Here is a 22719-nt window from a genome sequence, read left to right as displayed (position 1 = left end):
AATTCCATGCCTCGTCGTTCTGAACGCAGATCGCCTAATTCTCCTGTATAATCAGGGTAAAAATGCTGTGGATGAATTGTTTCTCTCATTTGCCAAAATTATGCATATTTGTGGGTACACCGTAGCTGCCGGAAGGCAGGGAATCCCATTCTTATGAGATTTCTCGAAAGTTTATCTTGAGTACTTCGACTACGCTCAGCATAAACTAAAGTCGAAAGGCTCATGCTTCGCTCTGTCGAAAATACAAACACTTGAAAATCATTGGTTTAATATTGTTTTTTATAAAAAAAATAAATCGAACTGACGTTAATATAAAAAAACCTGATTGAGATTTTAATCTTAACCAGGTTGATTTTTAATGAGATTCCTAAAATAATTTAAATAAGTGATTTTATCATTTTTACAGCTGATTCTGCAGTAATATCACGCTGTGGAGAACCAAACATTTCATAGCCTACCATAAACTTCTTAACGGTGGCACTTCGTAATAGCGGTGGATAAAAACTCATATGCCAATGCCAGTGACTATTTGTATTTCCATCTGTTGGTGCTTGATGGATACCACTAGAGTATGGAAACGAGGTGTTAAACAGCTTATCGTATGCTTTTGTTATTACCGAAATAGCTTCGGCATAGTCTAAAGCCTCAGTATTATTTAATTTTAAAATAGTTGCTTGTTGTTTTTTAGGAACAATCATAGTTTCGAATGGCCATACTGCCCAAAAAGGAACTAAAACAACAAACGAATCATTTTCAAAAATAATGCGTTCTTGATTTTCTAATTCTTGTGCTAAATAATCACCCAAAAGGCTGCTGTTATTTTTCTTGTAATAGGCTAATTGCTGCGTATTTTTTTTATCAACTTCGTTGGGAAGCGTAGATTGACTCCAAATTTGTCCATGCGGATGTGGATTGCTACATCCCATTACGGCTCCTTTGTTTTCAAATATTTGAACGTAATTAATATTTGGATTTTCAGACAGTTCTTTGAATTCTTTTTGCCATGCAAAAACTACTTTTTGAATGTCTTTAACACTCATGTCTGCTAAGCTTTTTGAGTGATCTGGACTAAAACAGATCACTTTGCATATACCCGTTTCGCTTTCGGCGACTAGCAAACCATCTTTGATAGAAAAAGATTTAGAATCTTTTTGTAAGGCAGCAAAATCGTTAGTAAACACAAATACGTTTTGATATTTTGGATTGATTTCTCCATTAATTCTGGTATTCCCAGCACATAAATAGCAGGTCTCATCGTAAGCAGGTCTAACATCATTTGATACGGCTTCATTTTGTCCTTGCCATGGTCGTTTTGCCCGATGTGGTGATACTAAAACCCATTCGCCAGTAAGTATATTTAAACGTTTATGTGAATAGTCTTGTAAATCTGTATTCTTCATTTTAAATAAATTGTAATTGGTTATTTTACTAAGTGTGTACCTTCAGATAATTTTATGAAGTATATAGAACACGCTTTGTCAAATTCATTTTTGTAAGCTATAGATGCGGCTTCTCCAAAAGCTTTAGCTTCACTTTTTGAAACTAAATTAATAGTACAACCACCAAAGCCACCACCCATCATTCTAGCTCCTAAAACATGGTCGTTAGCTTTTGCCTGGTCTACTAAGAAATCTAATTCATCACAACTTACTTTATACTGATGTTGTAAACCATTATGTGATTGAAAAATTAAAGTTCCTAATGTTTCTAAGTCATTAGCTTCAATAGCTTTTGAAGCTCTTATAGCTCTATTATTTTCTTGAATAACATAAAGTGCTTTTTGATAATTTTCAGGTAATACTTTGTCTTTAATAGCTTCTAAATCGGTTTCAGTAGCATCTCTTAATGCTTTAATTCCGAGTAATTCGGCAATACTTTCACAAGCAGAACGCCTGTCATTATATGCACTATCAGACAAACTATGCTTTACATTAGTATTGATTAACATCAGTTGATGGTCTTTAAAATCTATTTTATAAGGTTTGGATTCTACAGTTCTACAATCTAAAAGTAATGCATTGTCCTTGATGCCAAACATACTGGCATATTGATCCATAATCCCACATTTTACACCAACATAATTATGCTCTGCTTTTTGAGATATTAAAATCATTTCATGCTTGGTTAGCCCTAAATTAAACAATTCATTTAAACCAAATACCACACTGTTTTCTAATGCTGCAGAAGATGACATACCAGCACCTCCTGGAATATCTCCTTTAAAGACAATATTAAAATTGCCTACAGCTTTGTTTTTATTTTGAATTTCGGCAACAACACCAAAAATATAATTTTCCCAACTACCTTCAGCAGATGGTCTTAATTTATCTAATTCAAACTCTATACGACTGTCTTTATCTAAGGCATAGGCTGTAGATATATTTGTATCACTCTTTTGCATAGCCGCCGCAATCCCTTTATCTACTGCAGCAGGAAATACAAAGCCATCATTGTAATCTGTATGTTCACCAATAATATTAATTCGACCTGGAGAAAAAATAAGAATAGGTTCGGTTTTAAATGTATTGATAAATGTTGTTTTTACATCATTAATTAGTATTGTACTCATTGTAGTATTGTTAAGTTGTTATTTTATTTTTAAGCTCCAATTAATATTGTAAATGTCATTTGGATCTAAGACCTCTAACCCAATCTTGTTATTAAAACTGTCTGAAACTCCAGTTGTAGGCTCAATAGCTATTGTATTTAACTTAGGTGGGGTATAAGCTTGGAGAAAATTATTCTCTGCCGAAGATTCAATAATTAATTTATATTTAGGTGTATTAAATGTTACTTTATTTGAATCCAAAACCCAGCAATCATCCAATTGTTTGTCTTCAATGGTAAGCACATCTTTTAATTCGAAATTTTCAATACCAGTAGTGATATTTCTTTCTCCCAAAACTATTTTTTTACTGCTGTTAAACTCTAATGAGCTATTAAATAAATCATCACTTAAAAAATAGGGATGCCATCCTAAAGTAAACGGAAACGCCTTTGAATCCGTGTTTTTTACAGAAACCCCCAAACTTAAGTCGTTTGAAGTGAAAACATATTTTAATTGTATTGTATATGTGTAGGGAAATCCAATAGATAATTCAGTTTCGTTGTATTCTAGTAAAATAGATGCCGAATCATGACTAGTTTCTTGATCTACAATATGAAAGGCTTTATTATAAACCAATCCATGCAAGGCATTGTTTTCTTCCTTCTGGTTTATTTCGAATTGAAAATCGTTATCATTAAAAGTATATGCACCATCTTTAATCCTATTTGCAAAAGGAAACAGAATAGAAGACGCATATGTGTTAGCATAGGTTAATGGCGATAAATCTTTTATAATGGCATGCCCTTTTAATGTTAATTTTTGTAAGCTTGCTCCAGAATTAAGATAGATTTTTCCATGCACTCCGCTTTCAGAGTTTTCAATCTCTAAAATGTTTGATGTTTTGTTGTGACTGATTTTATACACTATTTTTATTTTTAATTATAATGAATTCCTGATAATTAAATTGTTAGGGTTTTCTACTTTAACTAATTCTTTATTAAGTATCATTTCAGCTAAACGTTGCCCCATTTTATTGAAATCTGTAGAAATGGTTGTAATACCTCCCTCTACAATTTCTTTAAGTAAGGTATCATTGTACGAGATAACACCTATATCTTTTGCCAATAATAAATTACTACTTTTCATTTTTTTTATAATTCGAAGTAAACTTTTATCATCTGGCATAACGTATAATTCTCCCTTGTTTAATGCTCTGTTTTTTAATGAATTTATAACCTCAAAAGGCATCTTGTTTTTTTTACAAAAGCGATTAAAACCTTTCAACATGTCTTGAGGTTGTTTGTCTTCAGAAAAAATTAGAATTATTTTTTTGTATTTCTTAATGAGATGTAATGCTTTAGTAAGATTGTTAAAAATGACTTTTTCAAAGTTCTGATAAATAGCAGAGTATTCTAATAAATCATCGTGTACTTGATCTAAAATATAAACCTTATCTTTAGCTAGCTTTTTTATATCCTCATTTGTATTTGTCAAGTTTGCAGGCATTATGACATAATAATTGTAGTCGCCAACATTGTCATTAATTAGTTTACTAAAAACGTTTTTGTTGAAATGATGAAAAAAAATATCTACTTGAATATTGCCACCCAAATTTTCTAAAAAAGAATTATATAAATCCTCTTTGAAGGAATTTAGTTCATCAAAAAGTAAAAATATTTTTTGTGTAACGTTAACGTTTTCACTAGCCACATAATATCCCTTTCCAACTATGGATTGAATAATTCCTCTGCTTTTCAACTCGTTAAAAGCCATTAAAACAGTATCTCTTGAAAGGTTATGCTGCTCTTTAACATTATTAATAGAGGGAATTTGATCTCCTTTTTGTAAACTGCCGGAAAGGATAGCATCTTCAATCGAGTTGATTATTTGTCTATATTTTGGAACCCCTATATTTTGCTTGATTTTTATCATAAACTAATACAAATATATCATTATTTTTTTTAAAAAACCTACTAGACCCTACTAGTTTGGTTTTTTTATGTTAAACTTAGGGTGTTTCTAAATTTAATTTTTATATTTGAGTCTTATATTAATTAACTAAAATAATTTTTACACTATGACAGCAGGATTCGAAATGTGGGACTATGTAGTCTTTATTGCTTACGCCATTTTAATTTTGGGAGTAGGACTTTGGGTATCTCGTGATAAGGACGGCCATCAAAAAAATGCCGAAGATTACTTTTTAGCTAGTAAATCTTTACCTTGGTGGGCTATTGGTACATCATTAATTGCAGCAAATATTTCAGCAGAGCAATTTATTGGCATGTCTGGATCTGGATTTGCATTAGGTATAGCCATTGCCTCTTACGAGTGGATGGCGGCCTTAACTTTAATTATTGTAGGAAAGTATTTCTTACCCATTTTTATTGAGAAAGGACTTTATACTATCCCGGAGTTTGTTGAAAAACGATTCTCGACCAACTTAAAAACGATTCTAGCTGTATTCTGGTTGGCGCTTTATATTTTTGTTAATCTAGCGTCTGTATTATATTTAGGTGGATTAGCTATTGAAACTATCATGGGTGTAGATATGATGTACGCCATTATTGGTTTAGCTTTATTTGCTGCTGCTTATTCTTTATATGGAGGATTATCTGCTGTTGCCTGGACCGATGTTATACAAGTTGTCTTTTTGGTACTAGGGGGTTTAATCACTACTTATTTAGCATTAAATACGGTTTCTGGTGGAGAAGGTGTTTTTGCAGGGTTTTCTAAAGTTGTAGAGGCAGCTCCAGAGAAATTCCACATGATTCTTGAAGAAACAAATGAAAACTATGTAAACCTGCCTGGTATATGGGTATTAATAGGAGGCTTATGGGTAGCCAACTTATACTACTGGGGTTTCAATCAATATATAATACAAAGAACTTTAGCGGCTAAATCTTTAAAAGAGTCTCAAAAGGGGATCTTATTGGCTGCGTTCTTAAAACTAATTATTCCGTTGGTTGTAGTTGTTCCTGGTATTGCAGCTTACGTCATGGTTAACGATCCTTCCATTATGTCAAATTTAGGTGAAGCAGGTATGTTAAACGTGCCTACAACGGAGCAAGCTGATAAAGCGTATCCGTGGTTATTACAGTTTTTACCAACAGGACTTAAAGGTGTTGCTTTTGCTGCTTTAGCTGCTGCTATAGTGTCTTCTTTGGCTTCTATGCTAAATTCAACATCTACCATATTTACTATGGATATTTACAAACAGTATATTAATAAAAATGCAGACGATAAAACAACTGTAAATGTTGGGCGTATTTCTGCGGCAGTTGCTTTAATTATTGCTGTAATAGTTGCTCCACTTTTAGGTGGGATCGATCAAGCATTTCAATTCATTCAGGAATATACGGGTATTGTAAGTCCAGGTATATTAGCCGTATTTATTTTAGGTTTATTCTGGAAGAAGACCACGAACAATGCTGCAATTTGGGGAGCTATTTTGTCTATTCCAATTGCATTGGCACTTAAGTTTTTACCTATTCCAGCATTTGAGCCATGGATGCATCAAATGGGAATTACAACAGTATTATCAATGTTAGTCATAGTAGTCATGAGTAATATGCAGAATAAAGGAGCAGATGATCCTAAAGGAATCCCTCTTACTAAAGAGTTATTCAAAACCACACCATTATTTAATATTGGTTCGTTTGCAATTATGATTATTCTAACAGTTTTATATGGATTGTTTTGGTAATTAAATAAATATATCTATTAAAAAGCACCATTTTTATGGTGCTTTTTAATTATATCTTAGTTTAGAAATAATAATAATTAAAGCTAGAGATAAGGTTTTTAAAGTATTATGAATTATTGATTAAATTTATGAACATTTCTTTTGGTTAGATATGTAGTTAATTTTATATTTGCACACCGGAAAACAAAAATGTTTTCTTTTAGGGCTCTTAGCTCAGCTGGATAGAGCACCTCCCTTCTAAGGAGGCGGTCGAAGGTTCGAATCCTTCAGGGCTCACTTAAAGCTTCACTAGAAATAGTGAGGCTTTTTTGTTTTTAATAAGGCTTGTAGTGCTTCACAGGGTTTATGAGGATCAAGCCAATTGCTGTGTTTAGGCAAAAATTTGTGTTAGTATAAAAAAGTAAACCGAGGTCAATATAGACTTTATAAAGTAAAAAGCTAACAATTATAATTTGCTGCCTACAATACAGGCGCTAATTACAAATCATTAAATGAATCCTTATTTTTTGTGAGGATCATTTTTTTTAATGGATTTTGTTAATCCATCTACAGCAAAAACAGCCAAAGCAAATCCACCAATAATCATACATGCTTCAGTTGTAAATTCGAGCTTGCCACATTCGTTGAAGTAGCCAATTAATCCTATTTTAAGGCACAAAGATAGAGTGAAACCAAAGCCTAAAGATTTTATAATATCTTCAACAGCATAGGTCTTTCTTTTAAGAAGTATTCGTGCTATAAAGTATATTGAAACACATAACAGGCCTAACAATAAGCCTAGTTTTATGTGGTTTATATTTTGTAAGAGAGAATCGATAGCAGTTTACATTATTTTGTAATAACACAACAAAAAATGTTTTTCGGGTAGTATCGATCATAATTTATTTTGTAAAAATCTAACTTTGATATAATTACAGATAAAATGCTTCTAAAATAAACTACTTGCCAGTAAAATAACAACAAATGCTAATATTAAGCTATTGGGAAATGCAGATAATGCAAAAAGAATACCTATAATAGCTACTAGCCGATAAGCAAAGGAGCTAAGACTTTTTTCTTTTTCGCTTCTAAAAACAAGTTTCATTTGTAAATTTCATTAATTATCATTTCCAATTTAAGTTAGTTATTTAGTCTGCTTATACTGTACTGGTATTCAATTTTATTACAAGTATTCTGTGGTGTAGGGTGGTACAATATATTCAAAATCGACGAAATACATAATTTTACAATAAAAACTTGACTTAATTATATTTATATATAAATATTTATTATTATATATAATTATAATTACATACTCGCTGTGGGTTTCCCGTAATTTTTGATGTGGCAAATGTAAGTTAATACATATAATTTTGCTTAAAAACAGCTTAAAATGATTATTATATTTGTTAATTTCTAACTAAGAATTTGTGAAAAATATCGTGTAGAGATTACTGAAATAAATTATTTTATGAAAGTGATAATAAACGTAGGATAAAATAAAAAGCCTTTTTTACCGATATAATGTTAATCGTGACAAATATATCCAGAAATAGATCAATACTTATTTCACTCTAGCATATTAGTAATTATAATTTTATATAGTTGACTTAAAAACAATAAAGACCAACTAGATAGATTATCTTTTAGGTTTATTAGGTAATATGCCTAGAACTTCTGTAGCTCTAAATAAAAACTCTTTTTTAAATCGCTTATAAGCCATTAAGTCATAAAAGTTGTCCTCAAAAGCTTTTGTAATGAATTCTATCTGCTTTTGTTTTAATTTTTTATATCCAGGAGCTGGTTCGCTGGTGTTGTCCTTATTAGGTTCTAAAGTGTCATAATTGAGTCCATTTAAATATTCTAAGGAATATTCAGGAAATGCGCTATTTATTTTAGCAGCCATTTTAGAAGTGAGTTTTTTTATGTCACCTCTTAATAACTTATATATAGAGCTTTTTCCAACATTTATTTTGTTTCCAAATTCTTCAGGAGAAAGCTGTAGTTCATGTATTAATTTTTCTATTTTTTCTGATAACATAATGTTGAAAGTGTAAAAAAAGTATCACTTTTGTTTCAAAGTGTCAGAAAAGTGTCGTATATTTGTGCACTTGTAATTGTGATACTACAACAAATATATGTTGTAAAACCTTATTAAACAACAAATGAAAACAAATTACTAGTAAAGTAGTACTTCATGAAAGATTTAACAACACAGGAAAACAGTATAGTTCATTTAGTATCTAACGTGTTTCTGGAAAAAGGTATAGCAGATATATTGTATACCAGCTCTACTACAATTATTATCCGTGATATACGGTGTAAATTATCTGCTAAAAAATGTTACAGACACGATCTCGGTTGAAAACATCTAAAAACATTAAAAAAACATTATGAGTGATATTAATGAAATAGACAATATTAAGCGACTTTTTAGTCAAATAGATAAATCTGATAAAGAGGATTTTTTTGAAAAAGTAGCAGAGGAGTTCGACATGGTAAAATCTAGTGTTAGGTCTGGTTGGTTTTCTCGTTTTGAAATTCCAATGAAGTATAATGTGCGCAAGCATTTAATTGTATACATGCAAAATTATATATCACGTATGGCTAAGAAAAAAAACAAAGGTGGTATATAGATATGATGACTAATAATAATCCCCCTGTATGAATAATTGCAAATAATACTTGTTTGATATAACTGAATTTCTAGATAGGCAACAAAGATGCAGTTTTAAATTAAGACCCTAATTCTAGCAAAACCTAAGCTATGAATAATAGAGTGGATACATAAAAAGCTTTACCAGTAATAGTGAAGCTTTTTTTATAGATTTTGTGGGACTTTATAGGCTTTATGATGTTTTAATGCTTCAAATTTTACCTAATGAGTTTGATGTAGATGATAAGATGATATGTACAGGAAATATAAAAGAAAAGATACCAAAGAAAAAATAACCATATTGGGTGTTATTAAGTGTCATAGTTTTTCTTATTGCACACTTTGTTTTTGGTGTAGGTCTTTTGGGTGATACTTATTAATAGCAACTACATTGTTCTCGTTATACCCAGTTTTAGCTAGAACGGGAAGAAATATCTGGATAAATCTATTCTTGAAATATCGAAAAGAAGCATCCATTAATTCTTTATTAGAAAAATAATCTTATAAATTAGTTTTTATTTTGATAATAATGATTTTATTAATAACCTTAATTCATAAATAGTTTAGAGTGGCGGATATTGAAAATATTGGTTTTACTAGATTCATTAATCAACCGATTGATTTTGAGATTATTTCTATAGAAGAACTTTACCAACGATGTAGAGAAAGTAATTTTGATATTTCGATTAGTCATAGAATTCAATTTCACGCATTAATTATTGTAACGGAAGGGAAAGGTTTTCATAATGTTGATTTTAATGAGATAATACTTTCGCCAGGAGTTGTCATCCCTTTAGTGAAAAATCAAGTCAATTATTTTCAAAAAGAACTACAAGTAAATGGTTATGTTATCTCTTTTAAAGAATCTTTTATTACCGACAATATAGGTGAGAAAGACCTCTTTCACTTTCTTCATTTATTCAACACAAAAAGTTTGTTAATTGGCGAAGAGAATATCCCACTTTTGATACCATACCTAGAATTACTTAAAAGTATGCAAAAGAGCAATAATCAAAATCTTAAATCTGATTTAGCTAAAAATATTTTTCTTTCACTTCTTATTCAAATCAAACGATTAACAGTCTACCAACACGAGATTTTTGAGAGTAGACACTTTAAAGATTTTATTCAGTTTAAACAATTAATCACTCAACATTACCAGGATAGTCACGATGCAAAATTCTATGCAAAAAAGATGCTAGTCTCCTACAAATATTTGAATGAGATTTGTAAAGAACTTGGAAATGTAACAGCTAAAGCATTTATAGATAACTGGATTTTGTTGGAGATTAAAAGAAATTTATCTGAAAAAAAATATACTACTCAAGAAATTGCTTTTAAAGTAGGTTTTGATGAACCGTCTAATTTTATTCGTTTTTTCAAACGACATGAAGGAATCACGCCGAGTAAGTTTGCAAATCAGTTATAAGATGACTTAAATCAATACATAAGACATGTATAATGATATAGAGAATATAGTGTTTTCTCAGTTTGTCAGTCAAACTGTTCCCTTCGAGCTTATTGCAATTCAAGAATTATTTGAAAGGTGTGAAAAAAGTGCCTATGATTTATCAAAACCACATAGAATTGAATTTCACTGCTTAATTATTGTAACAGAGGGGAAAAGTATGCACACCGTTGACTTTAAAGAAGAAGCACTTTTTCCTGGAGTGATGATACCTTTAACAAAAGGGCAGGTACATGCATTCAATAAAAATGTTTTTAGAAAAGATGCGTTTAAGAAATTAATTGCATCTAAGCTAGAAGGTGAAGAACGTACCAAGAACACATGGGCAAAATTTATTCACACTGAAGTTAATGGAGATACGGGTCATATTGTTGTAAAAAGAAGAGTAAATCTTACTGACAAAACAAGTGAATTAACTGTAATTCTAGATTTCGTTTGGGAAGATAATCGTTGGCAAATTATTAGAGAAAATATTTTATCTCAAGAACCTAGCTAAAGAAAACGTACATCGGAAAATACTTTCGTAACCTCAAATGCCACATTGTCTATAATTAAGACTAATGTGGCATTTTTTATTAGTGAAACTCTATTTTGAAAAGTTGCGCAGCAATACGTTCAAAATAGATAGTTGAACTAATCCCGATTTTTTTGGCGGGATCTTAGGTTTAATACCTCAAAGCTTGCTTCGGAACTTAAAAAATAATTTCCCTTTGAATACCTCGGGGGCTTGCCCCGAGAATTATTTACTTCTCAGATAAAAGTCTTCAACTATTAGCGGTGTTTTTATGACTTCTAAAAGTAATCATAAACTAAAAAACAGCTATTTATATACAGAAATCAATTCAGAAAGTTACACATTGACTATTTTATTGTTAAGATAGATTATTACTTAAGCCTTCTTGCTGTCTAATTTTGCCTCAATAAACTATATATATTATGACACTAAAAGAACAGTTATCACACATAAGTGAAACAGGATTCTCCAGAATGCCTAAACATATTGCACAGGTATTGCTAGATGGAGTCGAAGAAATCGCATCCAGTGATTTAAAAGATAAAGCCCTTAAAGTAGGCGAAAAAGTTACAAATGCTGAATTTGTTGATATTTTTGGGACAACCAGAAAGCTCAGTGAATTTATGGAGCAAGAGTATTTAGTACTGAACTTCTACAGAGGAGGATGGTGCCCTTATTGTAATATGGAACTCAGACGTTATGAAATGCTCAAAGAGGAATTTGAAAGGCATGGTGCCAACATTGTTGCCATTAGTGCAGAAAAGCCAAATATTTCAGCACAAACTTCTGATAAAAATACATTATCATTTCCTTTATTAAGTGATAACAATGCAACATTTATGAAATCTTTAGGCATCGTCTTTACACTCAATAATGATTTAAAAAGAGAGTATGCAAATTTTGGTATCGATTTAACGCAAATACATGGTAATTTAAATTTTGAATTGCCAGTTCCTGGTGTATACATCATTAATAAGGATTTTGAAATTGTCTATGTACATCTAGATGAAAACTACATGACCAGACCAGAACCAAGTGAAATACTTGATACTTTGACATCTAAAATAATGCAAAAAAACACAACACTTATATAAACCATAAAAATATAACATAATGAAAACAAACAAGATAATTTATTGGATAGCAACAGGTGTGATGACACTTATTTTCACATTCTCTTCAAGCATGTATTTGTTAAAGTATGATATGGTATCAGGCTTTTACAATAATTTAGGGTTTCCAACTTGGATTATTTACCCTTTGGCAATATTGAAAATTTTAGGATTATTAGCAGTGTGGACAAGAAAAAACAAGCTTTTAAAGGAATGGGCATATGCTGGCTTCTTCTACGATGCAGTTCTCGCATTTTTTGCTCATTACATGATTAGTGATGGTGAATGGCCTCTATCGGTTATCGCAATTATAGCAATTATCATATCAAGAGTATATGAAGGTAAAGTCTTTTCAACATCCTTAAAGCCAATAGCAGAAACAGCATAATAATTCTATTAAGTTACATATTGACTATAAGTAATACGATATTGATAAATTCTAAACTTCGTAAATAACTTACTTTTGTAAGTATAAAAATTAAAACTAAAAAAATATAAATATTATGGAAATACAAGAACAAAACAAAACACAAGACGCAGTTAAATTGGTTATAGAAAATTTAATTCAAACTGCAACAAGTTATGACATTGATGTCTTAGATAGCATTTATCACGACGATTTAAATGTGATTATGATAGACACAGATGACAATCTTAATACCGCAAATAAAGAAGCTTTTAAAGGACTCTTTAAAAGTAAAAAGGAAGCTGGTGACCCACCCATGAATACTTGGGCAAAATTCCATAAAATAGATGTTGATGGTAACAATGCCCACGTATTGTTATCTCGTAAAAATGATCTAAGTGGTCAAGAACAAATTCTTATACTGAGCATAGATTTGGTATTCGAAGAAGGTCGCTGGCAAGTAACGCGTGAGGTAATCTTCTTGAGACCAGACGAAAAATAAATGTTTCATTTTAAAAAATTAAATTATGCAATTCACTCTAAATCCAAAAGACGCTGTTACATTAATTGTAGATATGGAACGGTTGTTTACAGAACCTGGTAGCCCCTATCAAAATGATGCGGCTGAACTAATAGAGCCTATTAATAAATTAACAGCGCTAAGTCGTGAATTAGGGATTCCGGTAATTCACTCTGTTTATGCCTTTGATAATAGTGAGAAAGATGCTGGCCTCATTAGTAATTGGCCAGAAGTAGAACAAGGTTATTATGAGGAAAGTTCACCTTGGACAGACTGGGATCCAAGACTAGTACAAAAGGAAAATGACCATAACTTTACCCGAAATCGTCCTGGAGCTTTTTGGGGAGGTACATTAGATACACTTTTAAAGCAACTAGGCAAAAAGCAGATTATTCTTGGCGGAGTAAGTGTTAATAATGCTATCAGTTTTACGGCGCATGAAGCATTTTCACGTGACATTCCTGTGTTTATTGTCAAAGAAACTACTGGCCCTGCACCTTTTGAAAATAAAGATGCATTAGATGATTACCTACAAGTAATAGGTACATGGGCAAGTGAAGTGGTTAGTTTAGAAGATGTAATGAAGCGAATGACTGCTAAAGAATTAATTGAAGATTAATTTCAAATAGTAAAAAAAACGTTTCCGTTTACTATTGAAACGGAAGCGTTTTTCAAAAAAATAAGAATCTTATGGCACACTATAAAAGTTCAATTAAAATAGATAATAAAGATCAATTGGTGAATATCTTAAACCAACAACTTGCAGATACTATTGATTTACACAGTCAAGTTAAACAGGCGCACTGGAACGTAAAAGGACCGAATTTTTACGCACTACACGAGATGTTTGATGAATTTGCAAGCGAAATTCTTGAATTCATAGATACCATAGCAGAGCGTATTACAGCTTTAGGTGGTGTGGCAGAAGGTAGTTTAAAAGCGGTCAGTCGTAAAACAAGGTTAAAATCAAACCCTGATACTTTTCAAATTGGAGCATCGGCTGTAAAAGAACTTAGCCTAAAATATCAACAATTGGGTTCCTCAACACGCGAAGCAATTCATGCATCCGAAAATTTAGAAGATGCCGCTACGGCAGACTTATTTACAGAAGTAGTTAGACGGTTGGATAAAACGCTATGGATGTTAGAAGCTCATATACAATAAACTAATAAAATATGGTGATCGCTTGATAGGAAGAAAATTTCTATATAAAAAAAGAATTTAGATGAATTCTAACCCTAAAGCAAACACCACTTAAACTAATAATGATCCAAGGTTCTTTTTAAACAAAATTATAGTTAATCTAAATAAAAAGAAATCAACATTTTATCCCTCTGAACTGAGTTCTAAAGGGATCATACTCATTATTTTATAATTAATTATAGAACATATATAACCATATTATTTAGGGTGGTTCATTTATTTTTCATAATATTGTATACCGTATACTAAAAATGAATACCGTATACGAAGTATAATTTGTATGGATAAAATTTTCAATAATGAATTAAGCGCTCAGGCATATAACAAGGTAAGAGCCATGATTATGTCTAAAGAACTAGCTCCTGGACAAAAAATAGTCCAAGATAAGCTTGCAGAAACTTTGGGGATTAGTAGAACGCCTTTAAGATCAGCTTTGCAAATGCTGGAAGGGGAAGGTTTAATAGAGTCTATACCGAGAAAAGGCGTCATAGTAAAAGAATTTTCAGATATAGAGATTGTAGAAATATTTGATTGTAGGATGGCTTTAGAAGGAACTGCTGTTAGATTGTTTACCAATCATGCCAGACCTAGTGAGATAAATGACCTTAGAAAACTATTTTCTCCTTTTTTAAATGGTGGCATTGATGATTCTGCATACCAACAGGCAGATGCAAAATTTCATGATATGATAATGAAAGGAAGTGGAAATGGTTTTTTGCACAGACTATTCCAGCAAGGTAATTTATTAGTATGTATGGATTTGATTGGTTTATTAAGGCTGCCTGATGAAACACTTCCAGAACATATGGCGATTATTGAAGCCATTGAGAAAAGAGATCCAGACCTAGCTGAATCATTAGCCAAGGAACATTTAGATAAAACAAAGCAATTAATTTTGAAAAAGATAAATGAGTAGCAAGGGACGTTTTTTTCCAGTAAGATACCGTATGGTATTTGGCACCTTTATTTTGGCTATGATCGTTCTGTTTGATCGTATTCTAATTTCAGTGGCGAAAGATCCAGTTGCAACCGATCTTGGGTTATCAGATAAACAAATGGGATGGGTATTGTCCATTTTTGCTTTAGGCTACGCATTGTTTCAAACACCTTCTGGTTATCTGGCAGATAAATTTGGAGCAAGAAAGGTTCTCACTGCGGTAGTCACCCTTTGGTCCATTTTTACAGCTTTAACGGGAGCTGTTTATAATTTTGTAGCTCTAATAATTGTTAGGTTTCTTTTTGGTGTTGGTGAAGCAGGAGCATTTCCTAGTATGGCACGCGCAGTTTTTAATTGGATACCAGTTAAAGAAAGAGGCTTGGTGCATGGGATAAACTTCTCTGGAGGCAGAATTGGAGCAGCGATAGCGCTTCCAATGGTGGCTTGGTTAATAGATTTTACCAGCTGGAGAATGAGTTTTGTTATTCTTGGAGCCATTGGTGTTTTATGGGCATTGATCTGGTATTGGTGGTATAGGGATTCGCCAGAAAATCATGCTTCGGTTGATGAGAATGAGTTAAAAATAATCAAGAAAAATACACAAGAAGTAAGCAGTAATAAAGAATCTATCTCATTTAAAAAGTTATTCAAATCGAAGGCAATGTGGCTCATGATGGGGCAATACTTTAGCAGTAATTTTACATTTTTTTTCTGTTTAACATGGTTATTTCCGCACCTTAAAGCAAAGTATAATTTAGATATGGTAGAAGCTGGTTTTTACTCATCAGCCCCGCTTATTTTTGGAGCTTTGGGTAATTGGGTTTCTGGTTGGCTGGTAGATGTTATTTATAGAAAAGGGAAATGGAGTTTGTCAAGAAAATTACCAGCTATAATTGGTTTTTCATTGGCAGCTATAGGCATTGTGGCTAGTATTTACATGAATGAAGTTGTAGGAGCTGTTGTTTTTATATCTCTAGCTGTTTTTGGTGCAGATATGACTTTAAGTCCTTCATGGTCGGTTTGTTTAGATATAGGAAAAGAACATTCAGGTACAGTAAGTGGTACTATGAATATGGCAGGCAACCTAGGATCTTTTTTCACGGCCCTAGCGTTTCCATACATGATTGCATTTACAGGCTCTAATACACCCTTTTTCTTTTTAGCAGCAGTATTAAACCTGTTAGCTATACCTATGTGGTTGGCTGTAAAACCACAAAAACCATTGCAATTGACATAAAATATAGATAATGAAATGATAAAATTTGAAGAATTTAAAGAAGTCTGTAAAAAATCCATAGAAATGATTGAAGCTGCGGGTTTATTACTTACTCCTGAAGATAAAAAAAAGATAACAGCGGCTGACTTTGGCTTAAGTGACCTTAAAAAAGAAGGGATCCAGATACTAACGATGTTTCAGACAAATAGAATAGCTGGTAAGATATTAGTGTTGTTACCTTACCAAACAGAACCAGAGCATTGGCATCCTACGGTTGGGGATGATGCTGGTAAAGAAGAGGTCATAAGAGCAATTAGCGGAGAGTTATACTTCTATATTCCTGGAGAAAATAATATGAAACATGGCTTTATTGTTGATGGCAAAGAAGATTGTTATACCATGCGTAACGAAGTCGTAATGAGTCCAGGAGACCAATTAGAGCTTCCAGCTGGTACAAAACATTGGTTTCAAGCAGGCGAAAAAGGAGCGGTCATGTATTCGTTTTCAACTACTGTAACCGATTTAAATGACCAGTTTACAGACCCTAATATAGTTAGGAATACAATAATTGAGAAAGCGCCTAATGGCGCATATTAATATATAAAGATTAAAATAAATGAAACAGAGTATAATTACAGCATTTTTAAGCAAAACACAAGATAGATTTTCTGAATATCAAGAGCCTACAGGATTAAAAAAACGATTGGAAATTGTTCAAAAAATTGATGGTGTAACAGGTGTAGAAATCGTGTTTCCTTATGAAACAGAAGCAGCAGATGCAACAAAAAAATTGATGGAAGACATGGGGTTGGAGTTTGCAGCTGTTAATGCAAATATCAAAAAAGAAACCAAATGGGTTCCTGGAGCATTATCAAGACCAAAAGAAAATTTAAGAAATGATGCGGTACAAATGATCAAAGATGCTAAAGACTATGCCATAGCAGTTGGAGCTCCCTTAGTTACATGCTGTCCTTTATCGGATGGTTATGATAATCTATTTCAGGTTGACTACCAAAAAGGGTGGAAGTATATGATTGATGCCTTTGCAGAAGCTGCAGATTATAAACCAGAAATGCCTTTGTTCGTCGAATACAAAATCAATGAGACTAGAGTGAATTGCTTTTTAGATAGCTGCGCCAAGACGATTGTATTCTTAAAAGAAGTTCAAAATGCAGCTACAGGAATAACAATAGATTTTGGTCATTCACTGTTGGCTAAAGAAAACCCAGCAGAAGTACTTGCAATGTGTGAGCAATCAAATATTGATTATTATTTACATACTAATGATAATGACTGGCAATTTGATTGGGATTTAATAGGTGGATCAAGAAACTTTTTGCATACAGTGGAATTCTTCTTTTACGCCAAAGAATTTGGATACGACAAATATTTTACTGCTGATGCTTCGCCTAGAATTTTTGACATGCTTGGCTTTTTTAGAGAGCATACAGAAATGAATAAAGCTATTTGGAATATTGTAGGGAATCTGGATAGAAATAAATACAGACGACTAATGCATGAAGAAAAGCATATGGACTTGATGAAATTAGTAAGAAAAGAAATTTATAGACTTTAAAGATGCCAAAAACGGTTTTTAAAATAACGTATAGTGATGCAAAATCACTAATGAATGCAGCTGTTGAATCTGCTAATAAGCATAAAGTACCTGGTGCAATAGCGATCGTTGATAAAGGAGGAAACCCTATTTTATTGGAGAGTCTTGAAAATACTATGAGCGGTGCTTCCAAAATAGCAATTGGTAAAGCTGCAACCGCTGTAGCCTTTATGAGACCATCAATAGATATTGAAAAAGTGATACTAGAAGGTAGAACACCAATGTTAGTTTTAGATGGAGCAATATCTGATGCATATGTTCCCTTAAAAGGAGGGTACCCGATATGGTACCAAGATGAGTTAATAGGAGGTATTGCAGTTGCAGGTACCATGGATGCAGAGATGGATGAAATAGTCGTTTTGGAAGCTCTTGAGAATAAAGAGTGGTAAATCTTTTATAATCTATATTTTAAGATCAAGTTTATTTTGATGAATAAATCAATTAATAACAAAAACCCTATAACGAATTAGTTACAGGGTTTTATTAAATTAGGATAAATAACTAAAAAAAATAGATGCTATTACGACTATATTAGTATAAAATCTAAAAATGGTAATTTTAACATACCTAAATAAAGAGTGATTCTTATATGAAAAATGTAATTTATTTTTTTGTTTATTATATATTACTTCTGCCATTATTTACCATGTCGCAAGAGTCTCATCAGGAATTTCATTTTGTTAATATAAAAGACGGGATTCCTAAAGCTGGGGTTTCAAATATTATTCAAGACCATTATGGCTTTATTTGGATTGGAACTAGTGGCACTGGGTTATACAAGTTTGATGGCATAGATTATACTGTTTATAAGCATAGATTAAGAGATACTACGTCATTAAGTAGTGGTAGGATAGAATGCTCTTATTTAGATAGTAAAAATAGACTTTGGGTAGGTACAGAAAATGGTTTGAATCTTTATGATAGAGCATTAGATCAGTTTAAAAGAATCACATTAGACATCAATAATGTTAACCGTGAATTAATTCTGTCTTTGGAAGAAGATTCGTCAAATAATTTATTAATTGGGACGTATGGCTTAGGCTTGTTTAAGCTAAACATGACTACATTCAGTATTGAAAAAGTTTTGAATTCAACTTACGAAAACGGATCAGAGATATACATTAATAGTATACAACATTCTAGACAGGGTAAAACGTTTTTAGGTACAAATTTTGGGCTTAAAGAAGTTGATTTTGTTAACAATAAACTTATTCATACCAGATTGTTTTCTAAAGACAATAAATCCATCGACGATAACATAGAAACACTATTTATAGATTCTAAAAATAACCTATGGATTGGTTTTCAGATTAATAAAGGAGTTTATAAATGTACTTTAAGTAATGATGTAAATAGTAGTATTATTGAGGTTAAAGAATTAAAGCTTTCTACTAAGAAAATAATGGACATAGTAGAATTATCAGATAGTACTCTGATAGTTGGAACAGAAAATGACGGGCTTTTTCATATTAAAGAGAATGGAAACATTATTAAAAACTATGTTTCGAGTAAAGTAGAAGAGAATAGTATTTTACATAATTCGATTTGGTCATTATTTGTAGATAATAACAAGCGTATTTGGATAGGCTATTTTAATAGTGGCGTAGCTATTAGCGATAAGCTCTATGATAAATTTTTAAATATTAAAAGCTTACCTACTAATGACAACTCGTTAAGAATAAGCTCTGTTATGGGGATGATTGAAGACAGCTCTAAAAACATCTGGATTGCAACCGATGGGGGAGGTATTGATATTTACAATCCAAAAAACTCCATAATCACACATGTAAATAGTCAAGATAAATCGATCTATTCTGGATTGACATCAGATTATATTAAAACATTGTTTGTTGATTCTCATGAAAACATTTGGGTAGGCAGTTGGGACAGTGGTGTTTTTATTTTGAAGAAAGGAGAAAAAAAATTTATTAATTATAGTATAGAAAATACGGCAGGAGCACTACGATCGAATACAATTATAAGTATGTCTGAAGACTCCAATGGTATAATTTGGATTGGCACATTTGCTGAAGGACTCCATTCGTATGACCCAATAACTAAAAAAATAAAAAAACATAGCTCAGATGGTTTTATAAAAAACGGTTTTTCTGAAAAAGATATTAGAAAAGTTTTAGTCGATTCAGAAGATGTTATCTGGTTGGGAACAACAAATGGTCTGTTTAAAGTCGAAAATCTAAAAAATGGGGCGTTAAATGTTACAGTATTAAGTAATAAAATGACAGAGGAATATAAGAATTCTTATGATGCTAACCATATTCTTTCAATTTATGAAGATTCCAATAAGAACATATGGATTGGTACAAGAGGGGCAGGGGTTTGTAAATATGATAAAATGAAAGATGAATTTATTTGGTATAATAAGTTTTCAGGTTTTAATGAAGAAAATGTTTCGGCAATAACAGAAGATGTTAATAATGATTTATGGATAAGTGGAAATTCTGGGCTAACAAAAATTAATTTAAAGGATTTTAGTTTCACTAACTACACCATTAATGATGGCTTATTATCAAATGATTTTAATTTTGGTTCCGTATTAAAAGGAACAGATGGGTTACTATATTTTGGAAACTTTAAAGGCGTAGATTATTTTAACCCGAAGCAAATCAAAATTAATAATAGTCCTCCATCCTTATACCTTACAAATTTCAAACTGTTTAATGAAAAGGTTATTCCACAAGATGAAGGAGGACCACTTAATAAGGTTATTTCGGAAACAGATAGTATTTGCTTAACATATAAACAGTCTGTATTTACCATTGAATATTCTGGAATTAATTATACCCGACCAGAAAAGAACAACTATGCGTATTATTTAGAAGGCTACGAAACTACTTGGAATTATGTTGGGCAAAAAAGAAGTGCTACCTATACTAATTTGGATGCTGGTAACTATACTTTTAAGTTAAAAGCTGCTAATAATGATGGTGTTTGGAATGAAAATCCGCTAGAATTAAAAATTACAGTACTACCACCTTGGTGGCAAACAAATTGGGCGATTTTTTCTTACTTGTTATTATTTCTTTTAGGTATTTATCTGCTAAATCAGTTAACGCAAAGTAGAATTAAAGAAAAAGAATTAATCAGAAATGAACGTTTACAGCAAATTCAAAATGATGAATTAAACAAAAAGAAGATTCAGTTTTTTACAAATATTTCACATGAATTTAGAACTCCTCTTACACTAATTTTAAACCCTCTTAAGGATATTATTAATAACGCAGATCTTAATTTGCCTCAAAAAATTAAAAATAAGCACGCAATTATTTATAAGAATACTGACAGGCTTTACAGGCTTATTAATGAGTTAATGGATTTAAGGAAGCTCGAGTTAAAAAAAATGAATGTAAGAGCAGAAAAGATAAACCTAATAGAATTCTCAGAAAATATAGTAGGCTATTTCCAGGAGGAAGCTTTTAGAAAAAATATTTTATTAAGCGTAGATGTGGACATGCCAGATGTAACAGTTTGGGCAGATACAAAAATGCTTGAAAAAATAATTTTTAATTTATTGTCTAATGCCATTAAAGTGACTCCAGAAGGAGGTACTATAACCATAGAACTTTTATCAACAGATCAGTTACACGTGTTACCGCTAATTGATGGTGAAAATCCTGTGGAAGTAATAGAAATAATAATCTCAGACACAGGACCAGGATTAGAAGAAGATCAAGTATCAAAAATATTTGAACGTTTTTATCAAGTTGAAGGCCAGAACAAAACTTATTTTGGCGGTACAGGCATAGGATTAGAAGTCGTACAAAATTTTGTAAAGCTACATAAAGGGGTTATAAATGTTAAAAGCAAGATAGGAGAAGGTACAACTTTTAAAATACTATTAGCATCTGGTAATGCCCATTTTTCTGAAAAAGAGATTATTTTAAGCGACAAAACATTACATGAGAAAAAAGAAGATTTTTTAACAATTCCAACTGTTGAGATTGGTGAACAATTAGATGAAAGTATTCAAGTTCAAAAAACAGATACCATACTTATTGTTGAAGATAATATTGAACTAAGAGATTATTTAAAACTAGAGCTAAGCGACCAATACAAAGTTTTATTAGCAAGTAACGGCAAAGCAGGGATTAAAATTGCTAGAGAATCGTTTCCTGATGTTATAATTACCGATGTTATCATGCCAGAAATGAGTGGTTTTGAATTTTGCAAAATTATTAAAACAGACTCTTCAACCAGTCATATTCCTTTGTTAATGCTTACGGCAAAAGCCACTATTGAAAATAGGATTGAAGGTATAGAAAATGGAGCAGATGCCTACATGGTTAAACCTTTTGATCTTAAACTTTTAAAACTTCGTTTAACTCAGTTAATAAAAAGCAGACGCCTCATTTTCGATAAGTATTTTAGTGCAATTAGTGGCGCAGAAGACAATGTAAATACCAGCTCAATTGATAAGGACTTTATACAAAAATTACTAGGCTATATTAATGAAAATATAGGTGATTCAAATTTAGGTGTAGAAGAGTTAGCGACTCATTTATACTTGAGTAGAAGTCAACTTTATAGAAAAGTTAAAGCATTAACCGGTCAAACCGTTAATGAATTTGTAAGAAGAATAAGGCTTGAGCGAGCAAAACAAATTCTTGAAAAAGGCAGTTCAAACATAAGTGAAGCATGTTATAGTGTTGGATTTGCTTCACCTTCATACTTTTCTAAATGTTTTAAAGCCCATTTTGGAGTTTTACCAACAGAAATTGAAACTAAATAAGAGTTTTCATAAGAATAATTTCTTTCCATTTCACATTTGCTAATTTATGTTATAATGATTATGTGATTTCTCCCTCTGGGGTAAAATGACGG

General features: G+C 31.7%; 22 protein-coding genes and 1 tRNA gene. 16 read left to right on the top strand and 7 right to left on the bottom strand.

The window, feature by feature from the left end:
- Positions 1-377 precede the first annotated feature (377 nt).
- From EM932_RS16180 to EM932_RS16165, 4 genes are read right to left on the bottom strand one after another with little or no spacing between them, the layout of a single operon-like run.
- Positions 378-1400 carry a UDP-glucose--hexose-1-phosphate uridylyltransferase gene (locus tag EM932_RS16180; RefSeq protein ID WP_135878243.1) on the bottom strand — a complete coding sequence of 341 codons (1023 nt, stop codon included), beginning with the start codon at positions 1398-1400 and terminating at the stop codon, positions 378-380.
- 20 nt (positions 1401-1420) lie between these two features.
- The gene (gene galK, locus EM932_RS16175; protein ID WP_135878242.1) at positions 1421-2569 is read right to left on the bottom strand and encodes a galactokinase; all 1149 of its coding nucleotides are present in this window, start codon (positions 2567-2569) and stop codon (positions 1421-1423) included.
- 18 nt (positions 2570-2587) lie between these two features.
- Positions 2588-3472, bottom strand: a complete 885-nt coding sequence (locus tag EM932_RS16170; protein WP_170179826.1) for an aldose 1-epimerase — start codon at positions 3470-3472, stop codon at positions 2588-2590.
- A 15-nt stretch (positions 3473-3487) separates the two neighbouring features.
- Positions 3488-4480, bottom strand: a complete 993-nt coding sequence (locus tag EM932_RS16165) for a GntR family transcriptional regulator (RefSeq protein ID WP_135878240.1) — start codon at positions 4478-4480, stop codon at positions 3488-3490.
- 145 nt (positions 4481-4625) lie between these two features.
- Between EM932_RS16165 and EM932_RS16160 the strand changes: the two genes are divergently transcribed.
- Positions 4626-6254: a sodium/sugar symporter gene (locus tag EM932_RS16160; protein WP_135878239.1), complete on the top strand. Its 1629-nt coding sequence runs from the start codon at positions 4626-4628 to the stop codon at positions 6252-6254.
- 202 nt (positions 6255-6456) lie between these two features.
- Positions 6457-6530 (top strand) — tRNA-Arg (locus EM932_RS16155).
- A 223-nt stretch (positions 6531-6753) separates the two neighbouring features.
- Here EM932_RS16155 and EM932_RS16150 read toward each other — a convergent pair.
- From EM932_RS16150 to EM932_RS16145, 3 genes are all read right to left on the bottom strand, one after another.
- Positions 6754-7026, bottom strand: coding sequence for a hypothetical protein (locus EM932_RS16150; protein ID WP_135878238.1), 273 nt, complete (start codon positions 7024-7026; stop codon positions 6754-6756).
- A 156-nt stretch (positions 7027-7182) separates the two neighbouring features.
- On the bottom strand, positions 7183-7338 hold the full coding sequence (locus EM932_RS21095) for a hypothetical protein (RefSeq protein ID WP_211344303.1): 156 nt from the start codon (positions 7336-7338) through the stop codon (positions 7183-7185).
- A 534-nt stretch (positions 7339-7872) separates the two neighbouring features.
- Positions 7873-8274 (bottom strand): hypothetical protein, encoded by a 402-nt coding sequence (locus EM932_RS16145; RefSeq protein ID WP_135878237.1) that lies wholly within the window; start codon positions 8272-8274, stop codon positions 7873-7875.
- A 352-nt stretch (positions 8275-8626) separates the two neighbouring features.
- Between EM932_RS16145 and EM932_RS16140 the strand changes: the two genes are divergently transcribed.
- From EM932_RS16140 to EM932_RS16075, 14 genes are all read left to right on the top strand, one after another.
- Positions 8627-8869, top strand: a complete 243-nt coding sequence (locus EM932_RS16140; RefSeq protein ID WP_135878236.1) for a hypothetical protein — start codon at positions 8627-8629, stop codon at positions 8867-8869.
- A 588-nt stretch (positions 8870-9457) separates the two neighbouring features.
- The gene (locus EM932_RS16135) at positions 9458-10318 is read left to right on the top strand and encodes a helix-turn-helix domain-containing protein (protein ID WP_135878235.1); all 861 of its coding nucleotides are present in this window, start codon (positions 9458-9460) and stop codon (positions 10316-10318) included.
- A gap of 25 nt (positions 10319-10343) precedes the next feature.
- Entirely contained in the window at positions 10344-10853 is a 510-nt protein-coding gene (locus tag EM932_RS16130) for a hypothetical protein (RefSeq protein WP_135878234.1), read from the top strand.
- Positions 10854-11293: 440 nt separating this feature from the next.
- Positions 11294-11965 (top strand): peroxiredoxin-like family protein, encoded by a 672-nt coding sequence (locus tag EM932_RS16125; protein ID WP_135878233.1) that lies wholly within the window; start codon positions 11294-11296, stop codon positions 11963-11965.
- 19 nt (positions 11966-11984) lie between these two features.
- Positions 11985-12371, top strand: a complete 387-nt coding sequence (locus EM932_RS16120; protein ID WP_135878232.1) for a DoxX family protein — start codon at positions 11985-11987, stop codon at positions 12369-12371.
- 115 nt (positions 12372-12486) lie between these two features.
- A complete protein-coding gene (locus EM932_RS16115) occupies positions 12487-12891 on the top strand; it encodes a nuclear transport factor 2 family protein (RefSeq protein WP_135878231.1) in 405 nt (134 codons plus the stop codon).
- 25 nt (positions 12892-12916) lie between these two features.
- Positions 12917-13528 (top strand): cysteine hydrolase family protein, encoded by a 612-nt coding sequence (locus tag EM932_RS16110; protein WP_135878230.1) that lies wholly within the window; start codon positions 12917-12919, stop codon positions 13526-13528.
- 71 nt (positions 13529-13599) lie between these two features.
- A complete protein-coding gene (gene dps / locus EM932_RS16105; RefSeq protein WP_135878229.1) occupies positions 13600-14073 on the top strand; it encodes a DNA starvation/stationary phase protection protein Dps in 474 nt (157 codons plus the stop codon).
- 319 nt (positions 14074-14392) lie between these two features.
- Positions 14393-15028 carry a GntR family transcriptional regulator gene (locus EM932_RS16100; protein ID WP_135878228.1) on the top strand — a complete coding sequence of 212 codons (636 nt, stop codon included), beginning with the start codon at positions 14393-14395 and terminating at the stop codon, positions 15026-15028.
- Complete coding sequence (locus EM932_RS16095) at positions 15021-16286, top strand: MFS transporter (protein ID WP_135878227.1); 1266 nt, start codon at positions 15021-15023, stop codon at positions 16284-16286. Before EM932_RS16100 ends, EM932_RS16095 begins: the two co-directional genes overlap by 8 nt.
- A 15-nt stretch (positions 16287-16301) precedes the next feature.
- The gene (locus EM932_RS16090; protein WP_135878226.1) at positions 16302-16862 is read left to right on the top strand and encodes a D-lyxose/D-mannose family sugar isomerase; all 561 of its coding nucleotides are present in this window, start codon (positions 16302-16304) and stop codon (positions 16860-16862) included.
- Between the two features lie 19 nt (positions 16863-16881).
- Complete coding sequence (locus EM932_RS16085; RefSeq protein ID WP_135878225.1) at positions 16882-17841, top strand: sugar phosphate isomerase/epimerase family protein; 960 nt, start codon at positions 16882-16884, stop codon at positions 17839-17841.
- A gap of 2 nt (positions 17842-17843) precedes the next feature.
- Entirely contained in the window at positions 17844-18269 is a 426-nt protein-coding gene (locus EM932_RS16080; RefSeq protein ID WP_135878224.1) for a GlcG/HbpS family heme-binding protein, read from the top strand.
- Between the two features lie 257 nt (positions 18270-18526).
- Entirely contained in the window at positions 18527-22627 is a 4101-nt protein-coding gene (locus tag EM932_RS16075; RefSeq protein ID WP_246041117.1) for a hybrid sensor histidine kinase/response regulator transcription factor, read from the top strand.
- The last annotated feature ends 92 nt before the right edge of the window (positions 22628-22719 follow it).

Source organism: Flavivirga rizhaonensis, assembly GCF_004791695.1.
In the GTDB taxonomy this organism is placed as follows: domain Bacteria; phylum Bacteroidota; class Bacteroidia; order Flavobacteriales; family Flavobacteriaceae; genus Flavivirga; species Flavivirga rizhaonensis.
This window is presented reverse-complemented; position numbering and strand designations above follow the sequence as displayed.